Source organism: Microbacterium sp. CGR2 (genome assembly GCF_003626735.1).
In the GTDB taxonomy this organism is placed as follows: Bacteria; Actinomycetota; Actinomycetes; order Actinomycetales; family Microbacteriaceae; genus Microbacterium.
The window spans coordinates 683,560-702,920 of sequence record NZ_RBHX01000001.1 but is presented as its reverse complement, the minus strand read 5'-3'; the positions used below and the strand labels follow the sequence as shown (position 1 = coordinate 702,920).

20 protein-coding genes are annotated in these 19,361 nt (G+C 69.2%); 8 read left to right on the top strand and 12 right to left on the bottom strand.

Translation table 11 applies throughout. The features are described 5' to 3' along the window. The first annotated feature begins 81 nt into the window (after positions 1-81). A complete protein-coding gene (locus D7252_RS03640; protein ID WP_251050590.1) occupies positions 82-693 on the top strand; it encodes a YafY family protein in 612 nt (203 codons plus the stop codon). Between the two features lie 24 nt (positions 694-717). Here the strand turns inward: D7252_RS03640 and D7252_RS03635 are convergent, their stop codons facing one another. Further along, positions 718-1,305, bottom strand: a complete 588-nt coding sequence (locus tag D7252_RS03635; protein WP_120774151.1) for a hypothetical protein — start codon at positions 1,303-1,305, stop codon at positions 718-720. A gap of 121 nt (positions 1,306-1,426) precedes the next feature. Here D7252_RS03635 and D7252_RS03630 point away from each other — a divergent pair, with 121 nt between their 5' ends. Together D7252_RS03630 and D7252_RS03625 are read left to right on the top strand one after the other, a co-directional pair. After that, positions 1,427-2,641, top strand: a complete 1,215-nt coding sequence (locus D7252_RS03630) for a glycosyltransferase (RefSeq protein ID WP_120774150.1) — start codon at positions 1,427-1,429, stop codon at positions 2,639-2,641. A gap of 15 nt (positions 2,642-2,656) precedes the next feature. Further along, positions 2,657-3,898, top strand: coding sequence for a glycosyltransferase (locus D7252_RS03625; RefSeq protein ID WP_120774149.1), 1,242 nt, complete (start codon positions 2,657-2,659; stop codon positions 3,896-3,898). Here D7252_RS03625 and D7252_RS03620 read toward each other — a convergent pair. After that, a complete protein-coding gene (locus D7252_RS03620) occupies positions 3,891-4,409 on the bottom strand; it encodes a hypothetical protein (protein WP_147406686.1) in 519 nt (172 codons plus the stop codon). The two genes, D7252_RS03625 and D7252_RS03620, sit on opposite strands and share 8 nt — an antisense overlap. A 50-nt stretch (positions 4,410-4,459) precedes the next feature. Continuing rightward, complete coding sequence (locus D7252_RS19915; protein WP_183055163.1) at positions 4,460-4,633, bottom strand: hypothetical protein; 174 nt, start codon at positions 4,631-4,633, stop codon at positions 4,460-4,462. 88 nt (positions 4,634-4,721) lie between these two features. Between D7252_RS19915 and D7252_RS03610 the strand changes: the two genes are divergently transcribed. Beyond that, on the top strand, positions 4,722-5,702 hold the full coding sequence (locus D7252_RS03610) for a GlxA family transcriptional regulator (RefSeq protein ID WP_120774146.1): 981 nt from the start codon (positions 4,722-4,724) through the stop codon (positions 5,700-5,702). A gap of 26 nt (positions 5,703-5,728) precedes the next feature. On the opposite strand, the gene D7252_RS03605 is transcribed toward D7252_RS03610, so the two are convergent. Further along, a complete protein-coding gene (locus D7252_RS03605; protein ID WP_120774145.1) occupies positions 5,729-6,430 on the bottom strand; it encodes an NRDE family protein in 702 nt (233 codons plus the stop codon). 86 nt (positions 6,431-6,516) lie between these two features. Between D7252_RS03605 and coaBC the strand changes: the two genes are divergently transcribed. Together coaBC and D7252_RS03595 are read left to right on the top strand one after the other, a co-directional pair. Next, positions 6,517-7,713, top strand: a complete 1,197-nt coding sequence (coaBC, locus tag D7252_RS03600) for a bifunctional phosphopantothenoylcysteine decarboxylase/phosphopantothenate--cysteine ligase CoaBC (protein WP_120776780.1) — start codon at positions 6,517-6,519, stop codon at positions 7,711-7,713. A 58-nt stretch (positions 7,714-7,771) separates the two neighbouring features. Then, on the top strand, positions 7,772-9,931 hold the full coding sequence (locus D7252_RS03595) for an ATP-dependent Clp protease ATP-binding subunit (protein WP_120774144.1): 2,160 nt from the start codon (positions 7,772-7,774) through the stop codon (positions 9,929-9,931). A 34-nt stretch (positions 9,932-9,965) separates the two neighbouring features. On the opposite strand, the gene D7252_RS03590 is transcribed toward D7252_RS03595, so the two are convergent. The 8 genes from D7252_RS03590 to D7252_RS03555 all read right to left on the bottom strand — a co-directional run bounded on the left by D7252_RS03590 (position 9,966) and on the right by D7252_RS03555 (position 17,798). After that, positions 9,966-10,553: a nitroreductase family protein gene (locus tag D7252_RS03590; RefSeq protein ID WP_120774143.1), complete on the bottom strand. Its 588-nt coding sequence runs from the start codon at positions 10,551-10,553 to the stop codon at positions 9,966-9,968. Positions 10,554-10,720: 167 nt separating this feature from the next. Next, positions 10,721-11,815, bottom strand: a complete 1,095-nt coding sequence (locus D7252_RS03585; RefSeq protein ID WP_120774142.1) for an ABC transporter permease — start codon at positions 11,813-11,815, stop codon at positions 10,721-10,723. Continuing rightward, a complete protein-coding gene (locus D7252_RS03580) occupies positions 11,812-12,708 on the bottom strand; it encodes an ABC transporter ATP-binding protein (RefSeq protein ID WP_120774141.1) in 897 nt (298 codons plus the stop codon). The genes D7252_RS03585 and D7252_RS03580 overlap by 4 nt, the downstream gene beginning before the upstream one ends. A 142-nt stretch (positions 12,709-12,850) precedes the next feature. Then, complete coding sequence (locus tag D7252_RS03575; protein ID WP_120774140.1) at positions 12,851-14,023, bottom strand: benzoate/H(+) symporter BenE family transporter; 1,173 nt, start codon at positions 14,021-14,023, stop codon at positions 12,851-12,853. Positions 14,024-14,040: 17 nt separating this feature from the next. Continuing rightward, the gene (locus D7252_RS03570) at positions 14,041-14,802 is read right to left on the bottom strand and encodes a response regulator transcription factor (RefSeq protein WP_120774139.1); all 762 of its coding nucleotides are present in this window, start codon (positions 14,800-14,802) and stop codon (positions 14,041-14,043) included. Beyond that, entirely contained in the window at positions 14,799-16,070 is a 1,272-nt protein-coding gene (locus D7252_RS03565) for a sensor histidine kinase (RefSeq protein ID WP_120774138.1), read from the bottom strand. Before D7252_RS03565 ends, D7252_RS03570 begins: the two co-directional genes overlap by 4 nt. A gap of 66 nt (positions 16,071-16,136) precedes the next feature. Then, positions 16,137-16,946 carry a Cof-type HAD-IIB family hydrolase gene (locus tag D7252_RS03560; RefSeq protein WP_120774137.1) on the bottom strand — a complete coding sequence of 270 codons (810 nt, stop codon included), beginning with the start codon at positions 16,944-16,946 and terminating at the stop codon, positions 16,137-16,139. Between the two features lie 3 nt (positions 16,947-16,949). After that, complete coding sequence (locus tag D7252_RS03555; RefSeq protein ID WP_120774136.1) at positions 16,950-17,798, bottom strand: exodeoxyribonuclease III; 849 nt, start codon at positions 17,796-17,798, stop codon at positions 16,950-16,952. A 54-nt stretch (positions 17,799-17,852) separates the two neighbouring features. Here D7252_RS03555 and pyrE point away from each other — a divergent pair, with 54 nt between their 5' ends. Both pyrE and D7252_RS03545 read left to right on the top strand, forming a co-directional pair. Then, positions 17,853-18,434, top strand: coding sequence for an orotate phosphoribosyltransferase (pyrE, locus tag D7252_RS03550; protein WP_183055162.1), 582 nt, complete (start codon positions 17,853-17,855; stop codon positions 18,432-18,434). Next, positions 18,431-19,336 carry an ROK family protein gene (locus D7252_RS03545; protein WP_120774134.1) on the top strand — a complete coding sequence of 302 codons (906 nt, stop codon included), beginning with the start codon at positions 18,431-18,433 and terminating at the stop codon, positions 19,334-19,336. Before pyrE ends, D7252_RS03545 begins: the two co-directional genes overlap by 4 nt. Positions 19,337-19,361: the final 25 nt, after the last annotated feature.

Below are 19,361 nucleotides of genomic sequence, written 5' to 3'. Positions count from 1 at the left end.
AATCCGCCGGCGCTAGCTGTCTGTGAGGAGTAGTTTCCGCTGCTGCTGCCCCCACCTCCTCCGAAATTCGACCAACTGAACTTGGCGCTCACCGCGTACCGCACGCCGGCAGTGAAGCCGATACCGACGGCGTTGAAGGTCATCCCTGAACCGATCATGGGCGAGGTCCGTCGGGCAGTCCTCGACGGCCGTCGGCTGCGGATCCGCTACGCAGCGCCGGATCGAGAGCCCATCCGGCGCACGGTCGACCCGATCGGGCTCGTCACCGTGCGCGACACGGGCTACCTCCTCGCCACCGTCGACGGAGAAGACCGCACCTACCGACTGTCGCGCATCCTCGACGCCGAGCAACTCGTCGAGCCGGCTCGACGGACCCTCTCCGTCGACCTCGAAGAGCTGTGGCGGGCGCGAGGAACGCGGTTCCGTGCCGGCGACGCCGCGCTCACCGCCGTGGTTCGCGCCGACCCGCTGCGACGGGACGAAATCGCCGAGACGGCGGTCGCCATCCTGGAAGAAACCCGGGACCCGGACGGCTGGCTTCGAATGCATGTGACCTTCCAAGACCTCCGTCATGCGGTATGGGCCGTCTGGCAGCTCGGCATGAGCGCGGAGGCTCTCGAGCCGCCAGAACTACGCGCGACTCTCCGAGACCGAGCGGCTGCGATCGCCACCCGCTATGCCGAGCCGGAATGACGAAGCAACGCGAAGGCGCCAGGCTCAGGCCGGGTCGAGCCGCAAGACCTCGTGTGACTCCCCGCCTGTGAGGTCATCGGCGATGCGGATGCTGCGGGCGAGGTCGTCGAGGGCGGCGGTCACCGTCCCGAATCGTTCCCGGTCGCTGCAGACAGCCGTGAGCGTGACCAGATGCGTGCCGGTGTCCCACGTATAGGTCGCGAACGGGGGCGACTTCTCGGAGGTGGGCAGGGGGACGAGCAGCTTCTCGCCCACTCCGAGCCGGGTCGGAAACGACTGGGTGTCGTCGTGCTCCATCGGCATCGACGCGCGAGCTATGCGGAGCTCCGGCGTGAGGGCCTGTGCAGATGCCATGGCGACGATCAGCTCGGGCTCCGCCTTCCACGTCCACACCAGCACTCGACCGTTCGCCTGCTTCATGAGCATCGGCGCCGCCTGACTCATCGCCCACGCACCGAAGCGCGAACCCGGCCGCTCGGTCGCACCGACGGCCGCGTTGACCTGCCCCAGCAGCATCCGGATAGCCGCTTTGCGGTGCCGTCGCCCCCGCCAGCCCAGCGAGTCCGTCACGGGAATCCACAGCCGCGGATCGGCGTCGGCAGTCAGTCGCATGTCCTCCACGCTAATCCGTGAGCCTGTGGGATGCCGGTACGCCTCGGCTGACTCGGCAGGCCCCTCGGGTAGAGTGGCCAGCGCCCGCCGGGCTCCCTTGGCCGCCGTACCGTAAGGCAGAATGTCTTCCTCTCCCTCCGACCCGACGAGTTCTGCGGAACCCGCGCCCCGTCCGTTGAAAGTCCTGCTCGGCTGCGACACGTTCGCCCCTGACATCAACGGCGCCGCGCGTTTCGCGGAGAGGCTCGCTGCCGGTCTGGTCCAGCGTGGTCACGATGTCCACGTCGTCGCGCCCAACCAGGCGTACCGTCGTGCTGAGCCGCGCACCGAGGTCATCGAGCAGGAACCGATGACCCTGCACCGTCTGCCGTCGGTGCGCTGGGCGCCGCACGACTGGCTCCGGTTCGTCTGGCCGTGGCGTTCGAAGCACTACGCACGTATCGTGCTCGACAGGGTGCAGCCCGACATCGTGCACATCCAGTCGCACATCGTGATCGGGCGAGGATTGGCCCACATCGCTCACGAGCGTGGCATCCCGGTGATCGCCACGAACCACGTCATGGCCGAGAACATCCTCGACCACTCGATCTTTCCCGACTTCATCGACAACCTGATCCTGAAGTTCGCCTGGGCGGATGCCAAGCGCACTTTCGACATGGTGCGCGAGATAACCACTCCCACCCGCCGCGCAGCCGACTTCCTCGAGAAGACGGTCGAAGTCGAAGGTGTCATCCCCGTCAGCTGCGGCATCGACCGTACCCAGTACACCCCGGTGATCGCACCGCGCGACAAGAACCGCATCATCTTCGTCGGTCGCCTCACCGCCGAGAAGCAGGTCGAGGTCATCCTCAAGGCCATGACGAAGCTCGACCCGGCACTCGACACGACCTTCGACATCGTGGGCGGCGGCGATCAGCGCAAGCAGCTCGAGCACCTCGCCGAGCAGCTCGGGCTCGCGGATCGCGTCGTCTTCCATGGTCGTACGAGCGACGAAGACCTGCGGGCGCTGCTGTCGCGCGCCAGCCTGTTCGTGATCGCGTCGATCGCCGAACTGCAGTCCATCGCGACCATGGAGGCCATGGCCTCGGCATTGCCGATCGTGGCCGCCGACGCCGTCGCCCTGCCGCACCTGGTGCACGACGGGGAGAACGGCCACCTGTTCGAACCGGGGAACGTCGACGAGCTCGCCGCGCGCCTGACGGACGTGCTCACCGCATCGCCCGGGGAATACGAGCGGATGCAGCGGGCGTCGCTCGACGGCGTGGCGATTCACGACATCAACCGCACCCTCGACACCTTCGAGGCGCTGTACCGCGGCGAGCCGCTTCCCGAGTAGGCGGAGCAGTCCGACATGCACATCGTCTTCTTCGGCGATCAGCACCTCGACTCCCTGGGCGGAGCGCAGGTGTCGATGCGGCTGCAGCGGGACTTCCTCGAACGCGCCGGTCACACGGTCACCGTCGTGGCGCCGAAGATGCACGGGTCGCGCGCGTCGATGCCCGCATCGCCGTCGGCGGCGAACCTCGACCTGCCGTCCCTCCCGATCACCATCGACCGCGAGTACTCGATGAGCTGGCCCGGACGCCGCACTGATCGTTTCCTCGACAGGGAGATGACACACCGACCGCCGGTCGACCTCGTGCACGTGCAAGCCGACTTCTGGGGGGCGTTCATCGGCCACCGCTTCGCCCGACGCCACGGCATCCCCGTGGTCCACACGATGCACAACCGCGTGGACGTGGGGATCGCCGCAGTCACTCCGCTTCATCGCCCCGTGCTCGCCGTCCTCAACCTGTGGCGACGTGCTGCGATGCGCGGGATCGGCGCTCCGGTGCGAGGTCTTGACGGCTGGGCGTTCCTGCGCGGCCTCGCTGTCGGCGCCTCGGCCGTCACCGCACCGTCGACGCACTTCGCCCGGCGGTTGGAGCAGCACGAGGTCTTCGTGCCGGTCGACGTCATCTGGAACGGCATCGATGACGACGTCCGCGATGCCACCGTCGCGAACGCACCGACTGATCGCGAGCCCGGCCGTCCGCGCTTCGTCTGGCTGGGACGGATGAGTCCGGAGAAGCGACTCCTCCCGTTCCTCGAGGCGTTCGTCGCGTCCGGCATCGACGCGCAACTCGAGATCATCGGCGGGGGTGCACAGCGCGCGGCGGCGGAGAAGATCGTGGGCGGGCGCTCGGGTGTCCGCTTCGCGGGGCGTCTGACGTACCCGCAGACGCTTGCACGCATCGCCGCCGCCGACGCGCTCGTGCAGACGTCGATCGGCTTCGAGACCCAGGGGATGACCCCGTTCGAAGCCGCGACCCTCGGGACACCCGCCGTGATCTGCGACCCGGACATCGCCGCGGAACTCGGCGGCGGGCTGTGGAGCGTGCCGGATGCCGAGGATGCGGTGAACGGTAAGACGCGTGAAGCGCAGCGGACGGCAGCGCTCGCGGCAACGCTGCGGCGCGCGGCATCCGACATCTCCGCCGGCGTCGCACCGGCGCCGGTTCCCGAAGTGGCAGCCGCTTTCCGGCAGTCGTCACGCACCGCCGCGATGATCGAGGTCTACGAGCGAGTGCTCGGAGCCCGCTCGCTCACATGAAACGGTAGAAGAACGAGGCCACGAAGTTCACCACGAGGCCCAGCAGGCCCGCGCCCGCGATACCGATCGCGACACCTGCGAGCAGCGGGGAACCGGCGCGCTTCACGGCGAGCAGTCCGAGGACGAGCGCTGCCGCATAGGCCAGGAAGCTCACGACGGCGACGACGCCGCTCACCGCGTTGAAGGTCTCGAATCCGCCGGCCGACGAGTAGAGCAGCGGTGCCAGCAGCGAGACCAGAAGGTTGAGGGCGAAGGTGGCCCCGGCGATCAGGACGGCGATCAGGCCGAGCCCTCTCCCTTCGCGACCCGACCTCGGTGCGGGGGTCTGAACGGGATATCCGGGATGCTGGCCCTGCATCTGGCCGGGGTACTGCGGATGCTGGCCGGGCTGCTGACCTGCGCCCGGCTGCTGGCCTGCGCCTGGCTGCTGGCCCGCGCCCGGCTGCCCGGTTGGATGCTGCGGCGTCGCTGGCAGGTGCGGCGGGACGGGAGGCTGCTGGGGCTCGCTCATGACGCCGAGCGTAGCCGGGTGGCGTGACCTTCGGGAGTCCCTGTTCCGTCTCAGCGGTAGCCGTGGCTCGACTCTGCGCGCCGGAGCGCGTCATCGCGGGCGGCGACGCGGCTCCAATCCGTGGGAGTGCGGCGGAGCCCGTCGCGGCGCAGTTCGACGACGGTGGCGACGGTGGCGACGGTGGCCCACGCGGCGAGGGCCAGAAGAGCGATGATGAGTATCATGGCAGAAACGCTACGGTCGACGTCGAACCGCCACGAGTGGCAGAATGGACGCCAATCGAAGGAAATCTGCCAAACCCCGGGAGTTCTGATGAAAACGGTCGCCTGTGTCATCCAGGACGGGTTCGCCCCGTTCGAGTTCGGCGTCGCCTGCGAAGCGTTCGGGCTCGACCGCTCGGCGGATGGAGTGCCGAACTTCGACTTCCGCATCGTCGCTCCGGTTCCCGGAGTGGTGCAGTCCAAGATCGGGTTCTCCCTCAATGTCGAGCACGACCTGACATTCGCCTACGAGGCCGACCTCGTCGTGTTCTGCCCACTCCCGCGCGAGAGCTGGTCGCTGATAGACCCGCTGCTGCTCGATCTCGCCCGCGACGCCGTCGCCCGCGGCGCATGGGTGATGAGCGTCTGCAGCGGATCGTTCATCTTGGCCGCCGCCGGCGTGCTCGACGGGCGTCGCGCGACCACGCACTGGATGTACTCGGATCTGATGGCGCGGATGTACCCGGAGATCGAGATCGACGCCGACGTGCTCTTCGTGCAGGACGGAAAGATCATCACCAGCGCGGGTACGGCGGCGGGCATCGACGCCTGCCTGCACCTGCTGCGTCAGGAGGTCGGGGCCGAGCTCACCAACCGCATCGCGCGGCGCATGGTCGTCCCCCCGCAACGCGACGGCGGGCAGGCCCAGTTCATCGACCGGCCCATCCCGCAGGTCCCGAGCGATTCCCTGGCCGCAGTGGCCGACTGGGCGGTCGAGCATCTTCGTGAGGATCTCGGCGTCGACCAGCTCGCCGCGCGAGCGCTGATGTCGCCACGGACTTTCGCGCGGCGGTTCAAGGCCGAGTACGGCGCGACACCCGCCGCATGGCTCGCTCGTCAGCGCATCATCCATGCGCAGCGGATGCTGGAGCGCACCGACCTGCCCCTGGAGCAGATCGCCGACGAGTGCGGCTTCGGCTCAGCGGCCGTGCTGCGCCAGAACTTCGCGCGGGTGCTCGGGCTCACGCCGACCGCGTACCGGACGCGCTTCTCGTGCATCGACGAGCCCGTGGCCGATGCTCCCGCGGCGTGATGCCCCCCCAACCGGAGGGGCGAGTGTCAGGCGGGCCAGTGCGCGGGTGAGGGGAGCGTGACGTCGCGAACCTCGACGCCGTGCCCCGTCACGGTCGCCACGCAGTAGAGCAGTGACTGGGTGGGATAGCCGTGCGGACGGTTGTCGCGGATGATCGCGCGGTCGTCTTCGGGGGAGAGCGCGGCGGATTCCGCCAGCAGCGACACCCACTCGCTGCTCCAGTCCGCGCTGGCGGACGCGGGGCCCAACGCGCGGAATCTGGGCAGCCATGTCGCGATGCGCGGGGTCGCGGCGTCATCGAGATCGTCGTGGGCGATCATGTGCGTGCCCGAGCCGACCGGCGTCTCGCGGAGGTCGACGCCATCCCACGACAACACTCTCGCCCTGGTCGGGCCCACTTCGAGCAGGTTGAAGCCGTGCATCGGCACGGGGCCCTTCGGCGATCGCCCCGCGACGGATTGGAGGGCGAGAGAGCCGCGGGATTCTGCGCGGGCCTCGGGCAGGTCACGGACATCCGCGCGGTTGAGCAGCACGGCCAGACGTCCCTGCGCAGGGTCCGCGGCGAGCCAGGCGCCGCCCGCTCGGCGGTCACGGATGCCGATCACTCCCGGATACCGTTCCGGCCACCAGGCCCCGAGAGCATCCCACTCCCGCAGCGGGTCTTCGTCGCGGACGGCGAGCAGACGGGCCGAACCGGAATCATCGACGTCGATCACCACGGTGCACACATCCGCCAGTCTAAGTCGCGAAGAACTCGTCCGTCGTGGAGAAGGTGATGGCCCTCGGCGGGGCAGGGTGGGGCAGAATCAGAACCGTGAACATCGTCGTCGGAGTCACTGGCGGTATCGCCGCCTACAAGTCCGTGCACCTGGTGCGCCTGCTCACGAAGGCCGGTCACGATGTGACGGTGGTTCCCACAGAGGACGCCCTGCGTTTCGTCGGCCTGCCGACCTGGGAGGCGATCAGCCGGCATCCGGTCACCACGAGCGTTCACGATGACGTGGCGAAGGTGCGCCACGTCGCCCTGGGGCAGGCCGCCGACCTCGTCATCGTCGCACCGGCCACCGCGAACTCCATCGCGAAGATGGCAGCCGGCCTCGCCGACAACCTGCTGGGCACGACGCTTCTCGCGACCGAATCGCCGGTGCTGATCGCTCCGGCGATGCATGCCGAGATGTGGCGGCATCCGGCCACGCGCGCGAACGTCGCGACCCTCCGTGAGCGCGGCGTGCGCGTCGTCGGTCCGGCAGACGGCGAACTCGCCGGCGGCGACAGCGGTCCGGGGCGGATGGCGGAGCCCGAAGAGATCGCGGATGCCGCACAGGCCCTGCTGTCGCCCGGAGACCTCGCGGGTCTCCAGGTGGTGGTGTCGGCCGGCGGGACGCGCGAGCCCATCGACCCGGTGCGCTTCCTCGGCAATCGCTCCAGCGGACGGCAGGGCGTCGAGCTCGCGGCGGAGGCGGCGGCCCGCGGCGCCGATGTCACCCTGGTGACCGCGAACGTCTCGGGCGATGTGCTCGCCGTGGCGCAGCATCCGTCGGTCCGGGTCGTCAGCGTCGGGACCGCCGCAGAGCTGTCGCAGGCGATGAAGGAAGAGGCCTCCGCCGCCGATGTCGTCGTGATGGCTGCGGCCGTGGCGGATTATCGCCCCGTCACCGTGGCCGATCGCAAGCTCACCAAGGAGTCCGGTGGGGTCCCGTCGATCGAACTGGTCGAGAACGAGGACATCCTGGCGGCCCTGGTCGATGCGCGTCGCCCCGGGCAGGTGGTGGTCGGGTTCGCCGCCGAGACGCCGCGGGACGAGAGCGAGCTGCTCACCCGCGCTCGCCGCAAACAGCAGCGGAAGGGTGTCGACTTCCTCGTGGTGAACGAGGTGGGTTGGGATCGCGGCTTCGAGAGCGCGGAGAACGCCGTGCACATCCTCGGCACCGACGGACGTGTGGCGGGTTCGGCATCCGGCTCGAAACGTCGCGTCGCCGCGGCGATCTGGAACATGATCCGAGACCGATGATAAACTTGAGTCAACAACACTCAACTTTGTTCAGAGGGAGCTTCCTCAGGAGGGACGCATGAGCAATCCGCACACCGGCGCCGCAGGCGGCGACCAGCAGTCCGCGCTCGAGCAGTTCGGGATCAACCTCACCGACCGCGCGCGTCAGGGCAAGCTCGACCCCGTGATCGGGCGCGACAGCGAGATCCGGCGGGTCAGCCAAGTGCTCACCCGGCGCACGAAGAACAACCCGGTCCTGATCGGCGAGCCCGGCGTCGGCAAGACGGCCGTCGTCGAAGGTCTCGCCCAGCGCATCGTCGCCGGCGACGTCGCCGAGTCGCTCAAAGACAAGGAACTGGTCACCCTCGACATCTCGGCCCTCGTCGCGGGCGCCATGTACCGCGGGCAGTTCGAAGAGCGCTTGAAGCAGGTGCTCAAGGAGATCACCGAGTCCGACGGCCGGGTCATCACCTTCATCGATGAGCTGCACGTGCTCATGGGCGCCGGCGGCGGTGAAGGGTCGGTGGCGGCATCCAACATGCTCAAGCCCATGCTCGCCCGCGGGGAGCTGCGCCTGATCGGCGCCACCACGCTGAATGAGTACCGCGAGTTCATCGAGAAGGATGCCGCTCTCGAGCGACGCTTCCAACAGGTGTACGTCGGTGAGCCGACGGTCGAGGACACCATCGCGATCCTCCGTGGTCTCAAGGGTCGCTACGAAGCCCACCACGGAGTGACGATCGCCGACAGTGCGCTGGTCGCCGCGGCGGCACTTTCGAGCCGGTACCTGCCTGCGCGCCAGCTGCCGGACAAGGCCATCGACCTCATCGACGAGGCGATGTCGCGGCTGAAGATGGAGATCGACTCGTCCCCGGTCGAGATCGACCAGCTGAAGCGACAGGTCGACCGCATGAAGCTGGAAGAGCTCGCTCTGAAGAAAGAGAAGGATGCCGCCTCGAAAGAGCGTCTCGGCACCCTGCGTGAGCAGCTGGCGGAGCAGGAGCGCGAGCTGGCCGCCCTCGAGGAGCGCTGGGCGCGCGAGCGCCAGGGCCTGAACCGCGTGGGCGATCTCAAGAAGAAGCTCGACGATGCGGTCACGCAGCGCGACCTGGCCATGCGCGAGGCCGACTACACCCGCGCATCCAAGCTCGAGTACGAGACCATCAAGCGCCTCGAGAGCGAGATCGCCGAAGCCGAGCAGGCCGAGGCGACGACCTCGTCCGAAGGTCGCATGGTCAACGAGCAGGTCACCGAAGAAGACATCGCCGCTGTGATCGCCGCCTGGACCGGCATCCCCGTCGGTCGTCTGCTGCAGGGTGAGAGCGAGAAGCTGCTCCACCTCGAGAACGAGCTGGGCAAGCGATTGATCGGGCAGAAGGATGCCGTGAAGGCGGTGTCGGATGCTGTGCGGCGGTCGCGCGCGGGCATCAGCGACCCGGGCCGTCCGACGGGTTCGTTCCTCTTCCTCGGTCCGACCGGTGTCGGCAAGACCGAGTTGGCGAAGGCGCTCGCCGAGTTCCTGTTCGACGACGAGCACGCCATGGTGCGCATCGACATGTCGGAGTACGGCGAGAAGCACTCGGTGTCGCGGCTCGTCGGTGCCCCTCCCGGCTACATCGGCTACGAACAGGGCGGTCAGTTGACCGAGGCGGTGCGGCGGCGTCCGTACAGCGTGATCCTGCTCGACGAGGTCGAGAAGGCGCACCCCGAGGTGTTCGACATCCTGTTGCAGGTGCTCGACGACGGGCGCCTGACCGACGGGCAGGGCCGCACGGTCGACTTCACCAATGTGATCCTGATCCTCACGTCGAACCTCGGCTCGCCGATTCTCATCGACCCCGTGCTCTCGCCCGACGAGAAGCGCGAGCAGGTCATGACACTCGTCCGGCAGGCCTTCCGACCCGAGTTCCTCAACCGCCTCGACGACATCGTCATGTTCGCCGCGCTCACCGAAGATGACCTCGCTCAGATCGTGGAGCTGTCGGTCGACCAGTTGCACCAGCGCCTCCGCGATCGCCGGCTCACGCTCGCGGTCACCCCTGGCGCCCGCTCCTGGCTGGCAGAACGCGGCTACGACCCGATGTTCGGAGCCCGCCCGCTGCGCCGTCTCATCCAGTCCGAAGTGCAGAACAAGCTGGCGACGGCGCTGCTCTCCGGCGGGGTTCACGACGGCGACACCGTTCGGGTCGATGTCGCCGCCGACGGCTCGGGGCTCGTGCTGACCGGCGGCGCCGCGTAGGGCGCGGCGCCGCCGCGTAGCGCGCCGGCGCGGCTCAGGCGCTGAGGATCACGGTCTCGTCGATGCGGCGGCGTACGCGCGGCGCGACCTCGCGCTCCTGAAGCATTTCCGGCAGGGTCTCCACGTCACCGAACTCGCCGACGGCGACGACGGTGGTCGGGACGAAGCGCGGCTCGAGGTCGGCGAACTCACGGATCGCCTCGGGATCGAAGCCGCTCATCTGGTGGACGACGAGACCGTCGTGGTGCGCCTGAACCGAGAAGTGCGCGACGGCCTGACCGAGGTCGTACACGGCGTGCGTGATCGGGGCGCCGTCTTCCCTCGCGGTCTCGGCGATCGCGACGACGAGGACCGCGGCTTTGTCGGCCCACGCCTGGTTGAAGCCCACCAGCGCGTCGACGACCTGAGCGTGGAGCGCCGAGCCGCGACGGGCGACGATGAAGCGCCAGGGCTGCATGTTGTAGGCGGACGGTGCCCAGCGGGCGGCCTCGAGAGCGGTGGCGAGCTTCGCCTCGTCGATCGGGTTCTGCGCATCGTAGGCGCGGGGGCTCCAGCGGCCGGCGAGAACGTCGAGGACAGGGTGCTCGGTCGGGGCGGTGCGGTCGATCACGGGCGTGCTCACAGAAGTGCCTTTCGGAGGGAGTGGATCGGACTCCTTCGTCCGGCGTACAGGGGGCTCGAACGCATGTATGTGCATGCATATTCCCTGCGACGTGGGCTCGGCTGCGGGCGAAAGGGTGAGGCCCCTGCCTGGGAAGGCAGGGGCCTCACGCGACGGATGACGCGGTGTCAGGCGCGCAACGCCTCACGGAGCTTCACGCGCGAACCCATCCGCAGCAGCGAGTTCTCGTAGATCTTCGCGCCGATGACGATCGCGGCCACGCAGCTGGCAAGCAGGATCACCAGGCTCAGCAGCGGCTCCCACCACTGCGCCTCGCCGACGAACAGCCGCATCGGCATCCCGACCGGGGCCGAGAAGGGCACGTACGACATGATCGTCAGCACCAGCGGGTTGTCGTTGAAGAGGATCACGAGCACGTACGGGGCCATGATCAGCATCGTGATCGGGGTCGTGGTCGCGCCGATGTCCTCCTGCCGGGAGACCAAGGACGCCGCGGCGGCGAACAGTGCCGCGAGCAGGATGAACCCGAACAGGAAGAACACCGCGAACCAGATGATCGGCGCCCCCAGAGTCGACAGCACCTCCCGCTGACCTGTCACGATCAGCCCTATCGTCGCGATCGCAGCCAGGGCGAGGATCTGACCCATCACGAGGATCGTGTTGCCGATGACCTTGCCGGCGAGGAGCGTGCGCGCGGGGATGGCGGAGAGCAGAACCTCGACCACGCGCGTCTGCTTCTCTTCGACGACGCTCTGGGCGATGGTGCCGCCGAATGTCGCCGCAGCCCCCATGAACACGACGCCGAAAGCGAGGGCGATCAGGTACCTCAGCCCGGGATTCGTCGTCGCCGGCTCGAGGATCTCGATCGCCGGTGCCTGCGACAGCGCCGACACCAGACCGGTGGGCGCGTCCTTCAGAGCGACGATGGTGAAGCCCGTCGCTCCGTCTCCGGGAAGCACGGCCGCCTCGACCTCTTCCGATCGGATCAGGTCTTCGGCTTCTGCCTTGTCGGACACCTCGATGACCTCGGTGTTCGGCAACGCCGAGACCACACCCGCGGTCTGCGAGGTGGCGGCGACGGGCATCGCATCGGTGTTCTTGCTCGCGAAACCGCCGATCACGATTCCGGCCAGGGTGAGCAGCAGCAGGACGCCGGTGGAGATCAGGAACGTCTTGCTACGCAGCTTGGAGCCGATCTCGCGCTCCGCGACGAGCCAGATGCCGTTGGAGGAACGGAGAGGTGCGGGCGTCGATGCGTTCACTGGATGACCTCCTTGAAGATCTGGGCGAGCGAGGGATGCTTGGGTGCGAAGCTGGCGACGTCGCCGCGCTCCACGGCGGATCGCAGCACGCGCTGCGCGGTCTCCGCCCCGTCCGCGTCGAACAGTGCATAGCCGCCCTCGAAGTCGATGACGGTGACACCGGGCTCGGTGCGCAACCATCCGGCGTCGCCGGCCGAGACGAGCTCGTACCGGTCGCTGGCGTGTTCGGCGCGCAGCGCGTCACGGGGCCCCGCCGCGCGGATCGTGCCGCCGGCGAGGATGACCAGGTCGTCGCAGAGCCGCTCGACGACGTCGAGCTGGTGCGAGGAGAAGAGGATGGAGGCGCCCCTGGCCGCGCTCGACTGCAGGACGCCGGCGACCACATCGACGGCGAGCGGGTCGAGCCCGGAGAACGGCTCGTCGAGGATCAGCACCTCAGGGTCGTGCACGAGGGAGGCGGCGATCTGCGCGCGCTGCTGGTTGCCCAGCGAGAGCGACTCGATCGTGTCGTCCAAGCGCTCGCCGAGACCCAGCTCGGTGAGGAGCGCCGTGGCCCGATCTGCGGCATCCGTCTTGCTGAACCCGTGGAGGCGCGCGAGGTAGACGATCTGCTCGAGCACCTTCATCTTCGGGTAGAGGCCGCGCTCTTCGGGCATGTAGCCGAAACGCCGGCGGTCGGCCGTCGTGATCGGTGTGCCGTCGAGGTCGACGCGTCCGCCGTCGGAGGTGAGGAGCCCCAGGATGATCCGCATGGTGGTGGTCTTGCCCGCACCGTTGCCGCCGACGAACCCCGTCAGCCGCCCGGGGGCGACCGTGAAGGACACGTCATCGAGCACGCGTCGCGAGCCGTAGCTCTTGGTGATGCCCGTCAGTTCGAGCTTTCCTGTCGTCACTTCGGCTCACTCCGTTCGCTCAGTGCATCGCATGTTCTCAGGCTAGGGACGCGGCGTACCCGGTGGCATCCCCCCTATGACTGATCCTGGGCCGTCCTCCCCACGACGGACGGAGCGGGATGGCTCTGGGCCCGCCGGAGGCTCAGCGTCGCCCGGCGTGCAGCACACTGCGAACGACGAGGCCTGCGACGAGGGCCCAGAAAGCGGCGCTCACGCCGAGCACCGCGATCCCGGATGCGGCGACCAGGAAGGTGACGACCGCGGAGAGGCGTTCGCCGGGGTCGTCGATCGCCTGCTGCACGGATGACCCGAACGCCGCGAACAGGGCGAGTCCGGCCACGGCGGGGATCACTGCCGTCGGCGCGAGAGTGACGAGTGCGGCGAACGCGGCGGAGAACCCGCCGAGCACCAGGTATGACCCGCCGGTGGAGACCCCCGCGACCCAGCGGCGCTTCGGGTCGGGATCGGCGTCCGGTGAAGCGGCGAGTGCCGCACTGATCGCGGCGAGGTTGATCGCGTGTCCTCCGGCGGGGGCGCCGAGAGCCGTGCCGACACCGGTGACGAGCATCGCCGGCCGCCACGGGACTTCGTAGCCGAAGCTGCGCATGATCGCGATGCCGGGGACGTTCTGCGACGCCATGGTCACGATGAACAGCGGCAGGGCCAGTCCCACGAGTGCACCGAGGGTGAAGGTCGGTGCCGTGAGCTCGATCCGGGGGAGCAGGAGAGCCGGGTCGAACGGTGTTCCCTCGCCGATCAGCGCGACGGAGACGACGATGGTCGCCGCGACGAAAGCGAGCGGCACGGCCCAGCGAGGAGCGAGGCGGGCGAAGAGCAGCCAGGTGAGCACCACGGGGATGACGCCCCACGGGTTCGCGACGATGCCGGTGATCGGCGCGAGACACAGCGGCAGCAGAACCCCGGCGAGCATCGCCTGCGCGATGGACGGCGGGATGCGGGCGATGAGGGCGCCGAGTGTCGGCCACAGCGCGGTGAGCAGGATCAAGCCGGCCGCGAAGAGGAAAGCCCCGACTGCGGCGGACCACCCACCCTCCACAGCGCCGGTCGCGACCAGGAGTGCCGCGCCGGGCGTCGACCATGCGACGGTGATCGGCATCCGGTACCGCCACGCCAGGACCACGCAGGCGAGCCCCATCGTGAGGCTCGCGGCGAGGAGTCCGCTCGCCGCCTGCGCGTGGCTCGCCCCGACGGCGTCGAGCCCGGTGAGCACCACGGCGAAGGAGCTGGTGAACCCGACGAGCGCCGTGACGACTCCCGCCAGGATCGGGCGGGACAGGGGAACGCGGTCAGGCATGGATCCGAGGGTATCGGCTAGGCGAGGCCCATCCGGTGGGCCAGCACGACCGCCTGCACGCGGTCGCGCGCGCCGAGCTTCTGCAGGATGCGCGAGACGTGGGTCTTGACGGTCGCCTCGCCGATGAACAGCGCGCCGGCGATCTCGGCGTTGCTGCGTGCGTCAGCCAGGAGCGTCAGCACTTCAGCCTCCCGGTCGGTGAGCGGCTCGGGGAGCGGGGTCCTGGTCGGTCCGGTCACAGCTCGTGCCGGGTCGGTTCGGGGGCGGGCGGCGGCGGGTGCGACCGGAGGGGCCGAAGCCGAGGCTGCGGCAGAAGCCGAGGCGGGGGCGGGGGCGGGGGCGGATGCGGCGGCGAACCGTGCCAGCACGCGGCGGGTGACCTCGGGTGCGAGCATCCCGTCGCCGGCGGCCAACGCCCGTACGGCGGCGATCAGGTCTTCGGCTCCCGCGTTCTTGAGCAGGAAGCCGCTGGCGCCGGCATCCAGCGCTTGGTAGAGGTAGTCATCCTGGTCGAAGGTCGTGACGATCGCGATCGCGGCATTCACGGTCGGGTCGGCCACGATGCGTCTGGTCGCCTCGATGCCGTCCATATCCGGCATCTGCACGTCCATCGTGATCACGTCGGGCTGAAGGGCGGATGCCTGCGCCACGGCATCCGCTCCCGTGGCGGCTTCGCCGACCACCGTGATGTCTGGCTGGATGTCGAGGATGGTGCGGAACCCGGCACGCAGCATCGAGTGATCGTCGACCAGGAGCACGCGGATCGGCTGGTCCGTCATGAGATGCTCCTCGCCGAGGCCGAGGCCATGGCAGGCAGAGGGACGCGTGCGCGGACCCGCAGGCCGCCGAGCGGGCGGGGAGTCACTTCGAGCGTTCCCCCGGATGCTGCGGCCCGCTCACGCATGCCGAGCTGACCGAGGCCGGGGCGCAGCGCGCCGACCGCTCGTCCGGTGTTCACGATCTCCACCTCCACCCCGTCGTCGTCGTAGCGCACCCGGACGTCGGCCGTCGCACCGGCACCGGCATGACGGCGGGCGTTCGTGAGCGACTCCTGCGCGATGCGGTACAGATTCACGGCCACGATCGACGGGACCGGCAGAGGCTCGCCGATGACCGAATACTCCGTCGGGAGTCCGGCTTCGGTGGACGCACGGGTCAGCTCGGCGATGTCATCGAGGGTGAGGGTGGAGGGGCCGTCGGCCGTCGCGTCACCGGGAGTGCGCAGCGTCTCGAGCAGCTGGCGCAACTCGTGGATGGCGTCGCGCGCCGATGCCTCGATGCCGGCGAGGATGCGTGCAGACTGCTCGGGATCGTGCTCGATCACCAGGCGTGCCGCTCCCGCCTGGACGCCCATGACGGAGACGTGATGGGCGACGACGTCATGCAGCTCCCGGGCGATGCGCACCCGGTCGAGCGCGACCGCCTGGGCAGCGGTGACCTCGCGCTCGCGCTCCAGATCGACGGTGCGCTGCTCGAGCACGGCGCGTTCGGAGGCCGCGATCCATGAGCGCTCCCCGAAGTAGTACGCGCCGCCGAAGTACAGCAGGTTCAACAGGATCTGGATGAGCATGAAGGCGACGTACGGCGACATCGCTCCGGCGACCACGTCGGCCTTGTCCGCCTCGCTGATCGCGTCGCGGTACATGGTGATGAGGAGCCAGACGAACATGCCGACGATGATCCCGACGCGGACGAGCAGTGCCCGCCGCCGGTCGTTCATCCAGGCGCCCACGGAGTACAGGCTGATGAACATGGCGATGTTGCCGACATAGATCTCCGGGACCCGGATCGTGACCGCGGTGAAGTACGCCAGAGCGATGACGATCGCCACCAGCCCGGGCCAGCGTCGGCGGAAAGCCAGCGGGAGGGTGGCGAAGCCGGCGTAGACGAGGGCGGTCCAGAGTTCCGCCTGCTCGTCGCCGTAGATCTCGGAGATCGCGGAGAGCGCTGCGCTGAGGATCGCTCCGACGAAGAGCACGACCGCGAGGGTCATGTCGCTGCGGCTCTCTCGGGCCGTCGGGGCGCGGTGGAAGTCTGCGGCGGGCATCCTCCCACCGTATGGGGAGCGGATGCCGGGGGCATCCCCCGCGCGGCGGATCGGCGAGTGCCGGCGTCAGCCGAGCAACCGCTCGACCACGCGTGCGACCCCGTCTTCGTCATTCGAGGTCGTGGTCTCGTCGGCCGCGTCCTTGACCAGCGGCTCGGCGCCGGCCATCGCGACGCCGCGACCTGCCCACCGCAGCATCTCGACGTCATTGAGCGCGTCGCCGAACGCGACCACGTCGGCGCGGTCGATGCCGAGGTGCTCGCACAGTCGTGCGAGCCCGGTGGCCTTCGTCACGCCCTCGGCCATGACCTCGACGAAGGGAGCCCCTGACAGCGTGGCCTCGAATCCGGTCAGACCGAGAGAGCGGAGGATGTCGAACAGCGCGGCCGGGGCGAGCTCCGGATGCCGGATCACGAGCTTCAGGCTGGGAGCGGCGAGCACCTTCTCCAGCGGCACCCCGCCCATCGTCTTCGGATCGCGCTTGTGGTCGGACAGGTCGGCGATCTCCGCGTAGCCGTGCTGCGCCACGAACGTCTCACCACCCTCGCGCACGCTGGCGAACAACAGCCCGGGGATGCTGGCGCGCAGCGCTTCGACGAGCGTGCGGATCGTCTCGGCCGGAAGTTCTTCGGCGAACAGCATCCGCCCGTCGGTCAGGTGCACGGCGTAGGCGCCGTTGCTGCAGAGTGCCCACCCCTCGAAAGCAGCATCAGCGGCGATCGCGCGCAGACCGATCGGCTGGCGGGCGGTGACCGGCACGACGTGGATTCCGCGTGCGCGCGCCGCATCCAACGCGCGGCGTGTGCGAGCCGACACCGCGGAGGCCGAATCGAGCAGGGTCCCGTCGAGATCGGTGGCGATCAGCCGGACGGGCATGAGTCAGGAGAAGATCATCGGGAGGTCGTCGTCTTCGTCGACGCTCCCGCCGAAGTCGAGGTCGACGACGACCGGCACATGGTCGCTGGGCTGCCCGCCCTTGCGCTCGTTCCGATGGATCGACGCACCGGTCACGGCGTCGGCGAGCGTGCGGGAGCCGAGCACGAAGTCGATGCGGATGCCCTCGTTGCGGGGGAACTTGAGGCGCTGGTAGTCCCAGTAGGTGAAGCCCTCGGGAAGCAGCGGGCGCACCACGTCGGTCACGCCGGCCTGTTCCAAGGCGAAGAACGCCGCGCGCTCGAGCGGCGACACGTGCGTCGACACTCCTTCGACGATGGCGGGGTCGCCGTTGTCGTGAGGGAACGGGATGATGTTGAAATCGCCCACCAGTGCGAGCGGCAGGTCGGGGTTCGCCGCGAGCTCGGCGGCCGTCGCCTTCTTCAGCTCTTCGAGCCAGTGCAGCTTGTAGACGTAGTGCGGGTCGTCGAGCGAACGGCCGTTGGGCACGTACAGGCTCCATACGCGCACGCCGTCGACGAGCACTCCGAGCGCGCGCGCCTCAAGCGGAGCATCCGGGCCCTCGTGGCCCTTCGCGAAGCCCGGCATGCCGTCGAACGCCGTGCGCACATCGGTGATCGGGAGGCGGCTCGCGATCGCGACGCCATTCCACTGATTCAGCCCGTGCACCTCGACGTGATAGCCGGCCTCTTCGAACGGTCCGTAGGGGAACTGCTCGGGTTTGCACTTGATCTCCTGCATCGCCAGCACGTCGATGTCTTCGCGGACGGCGAATTCGACGGTGCGGGTGACGCGGGTGCGGATGGAGTTCACGTTCCAGGTTGCCAAGCGCATGTGCCCAGCCTAGTTGCGGCGTCCGACACCGACTCGCCGCGTGATTCGGCCCCCATGCCTTCTACACTGGATGCCGTGACCGCACTCGACACAGACCGCCAGTCCCTCCTCGACCTGATCAAGGATGAGGCGGTGTTCCACGGCGACTTCACCCTCTCCAGCGGCAAGAAGGCGACGTACTACGTCGACATGCGAAAGCTCACCCTCGACCACCGTGCGGCTCCCGCGATCGGGCGCATCATGCTCGACCTCATCGGAGACCTCGACATCGTCGCCGTCGGCGGGCTCACCCTCGGCGCCGACCCGATCGCGAACTCCGTGCTCCACGCCTCGGTCGCCGCCGATCGCCCGCTGGATGCGTTCGTCGTGCGCAAGGAGCCCAAGGATCACGGACGCGGGCGTCAGATCGAGGGCGCCGACGTCAAGGGCAAGCGCGTCGTCGTACTCGAAGACACCTCCACGACCGGGCAATCCGCGCTCAAAGCCGTCGAGGCTCTGCGCCGAGAGGGTGCTGAGGTGGTCGCCGTCGCCGTGATCGTCGACCGCAAGACCGGAGCCCAGGCCGCGATCGAAGCCGAGGGGCTCGAATGGCGGGCCGCCTTCGACCTCGACGACCTCGGACTCGACCCGCAGTGACTCGCTACGCTCTGGCCGTCGACGTCGGCGGCACGAAGATGGAGGCTGCGCTCGTCGGAGAGGATGGCGCCCTCGTCGCGGGGAGCCGCAGCCGACAGGCGACAGGGCGCGAGGCGACGTTTGAGTCGCTGACCGCCGCCGTCCAGGCCATCGTCGCGCACGCGCTCGCCGCACTCCCCGACGGCGGCGAGATCGTCGGAGCGGGTGCCGGAAGCGCCGGCCCCATCGACCGCATCGCCGGGGCGATCATGCCCGTGAACATGCCGCTGGCGCACGGCTTCGGCCTTGCGGATGCTGTGCGCGTCGCGGCATCCGCCGGTCTGGGTCGCGATGTCCCGACCGTCCTCGGACACGATGGTGGAGCGCTGGCCCTCGCCGAGTCGTGGCTGGGGGCGACGCAGGATGCCGGTGCCTCGCTCTCTATCGTCGTCTCGACGGGCGTCGGCGGCGGTTTCGTCGTCAACGGCGCGTACATCCCCGGCGCGACAGGCAACGCGGGCCACCTCGGGCAGGTGCGCCGCGAGGGCGGGCTGACTCTCGAGGAGATCGCCTCCGGCCCAGCCAGCGCGGCGTGGGCGCAGCAGCAGGGGTGGAACGGTGCCACCGGCGAAGACCTCGCGCGTGACGCGTCGGCCGGGGTCGCCGTCGCTCGCGCGGCGATCGAGCGATCGGCGAAGGCGGTCGGGGAGGCGCTGGCGGATGCCGCGACCCTCGTCGACCTCGACACCGTTGCCATCGGCGGCGGCTTCTCGCGCGTCTCGACCGACTACATCGACCTCGTGCAGCAGGCGCTCACCGCGAGCGCCGCCCACGAATACTCTCGTCGGGCGCGCGTCGTCCGCTCCGGGCTGGGCGACGAGGGACCGCTCATCGGCGCCGCCGCCCTCGTGCTGCTGCGGTAGCGCGCCGCTCCTCCTCAGCCACTCG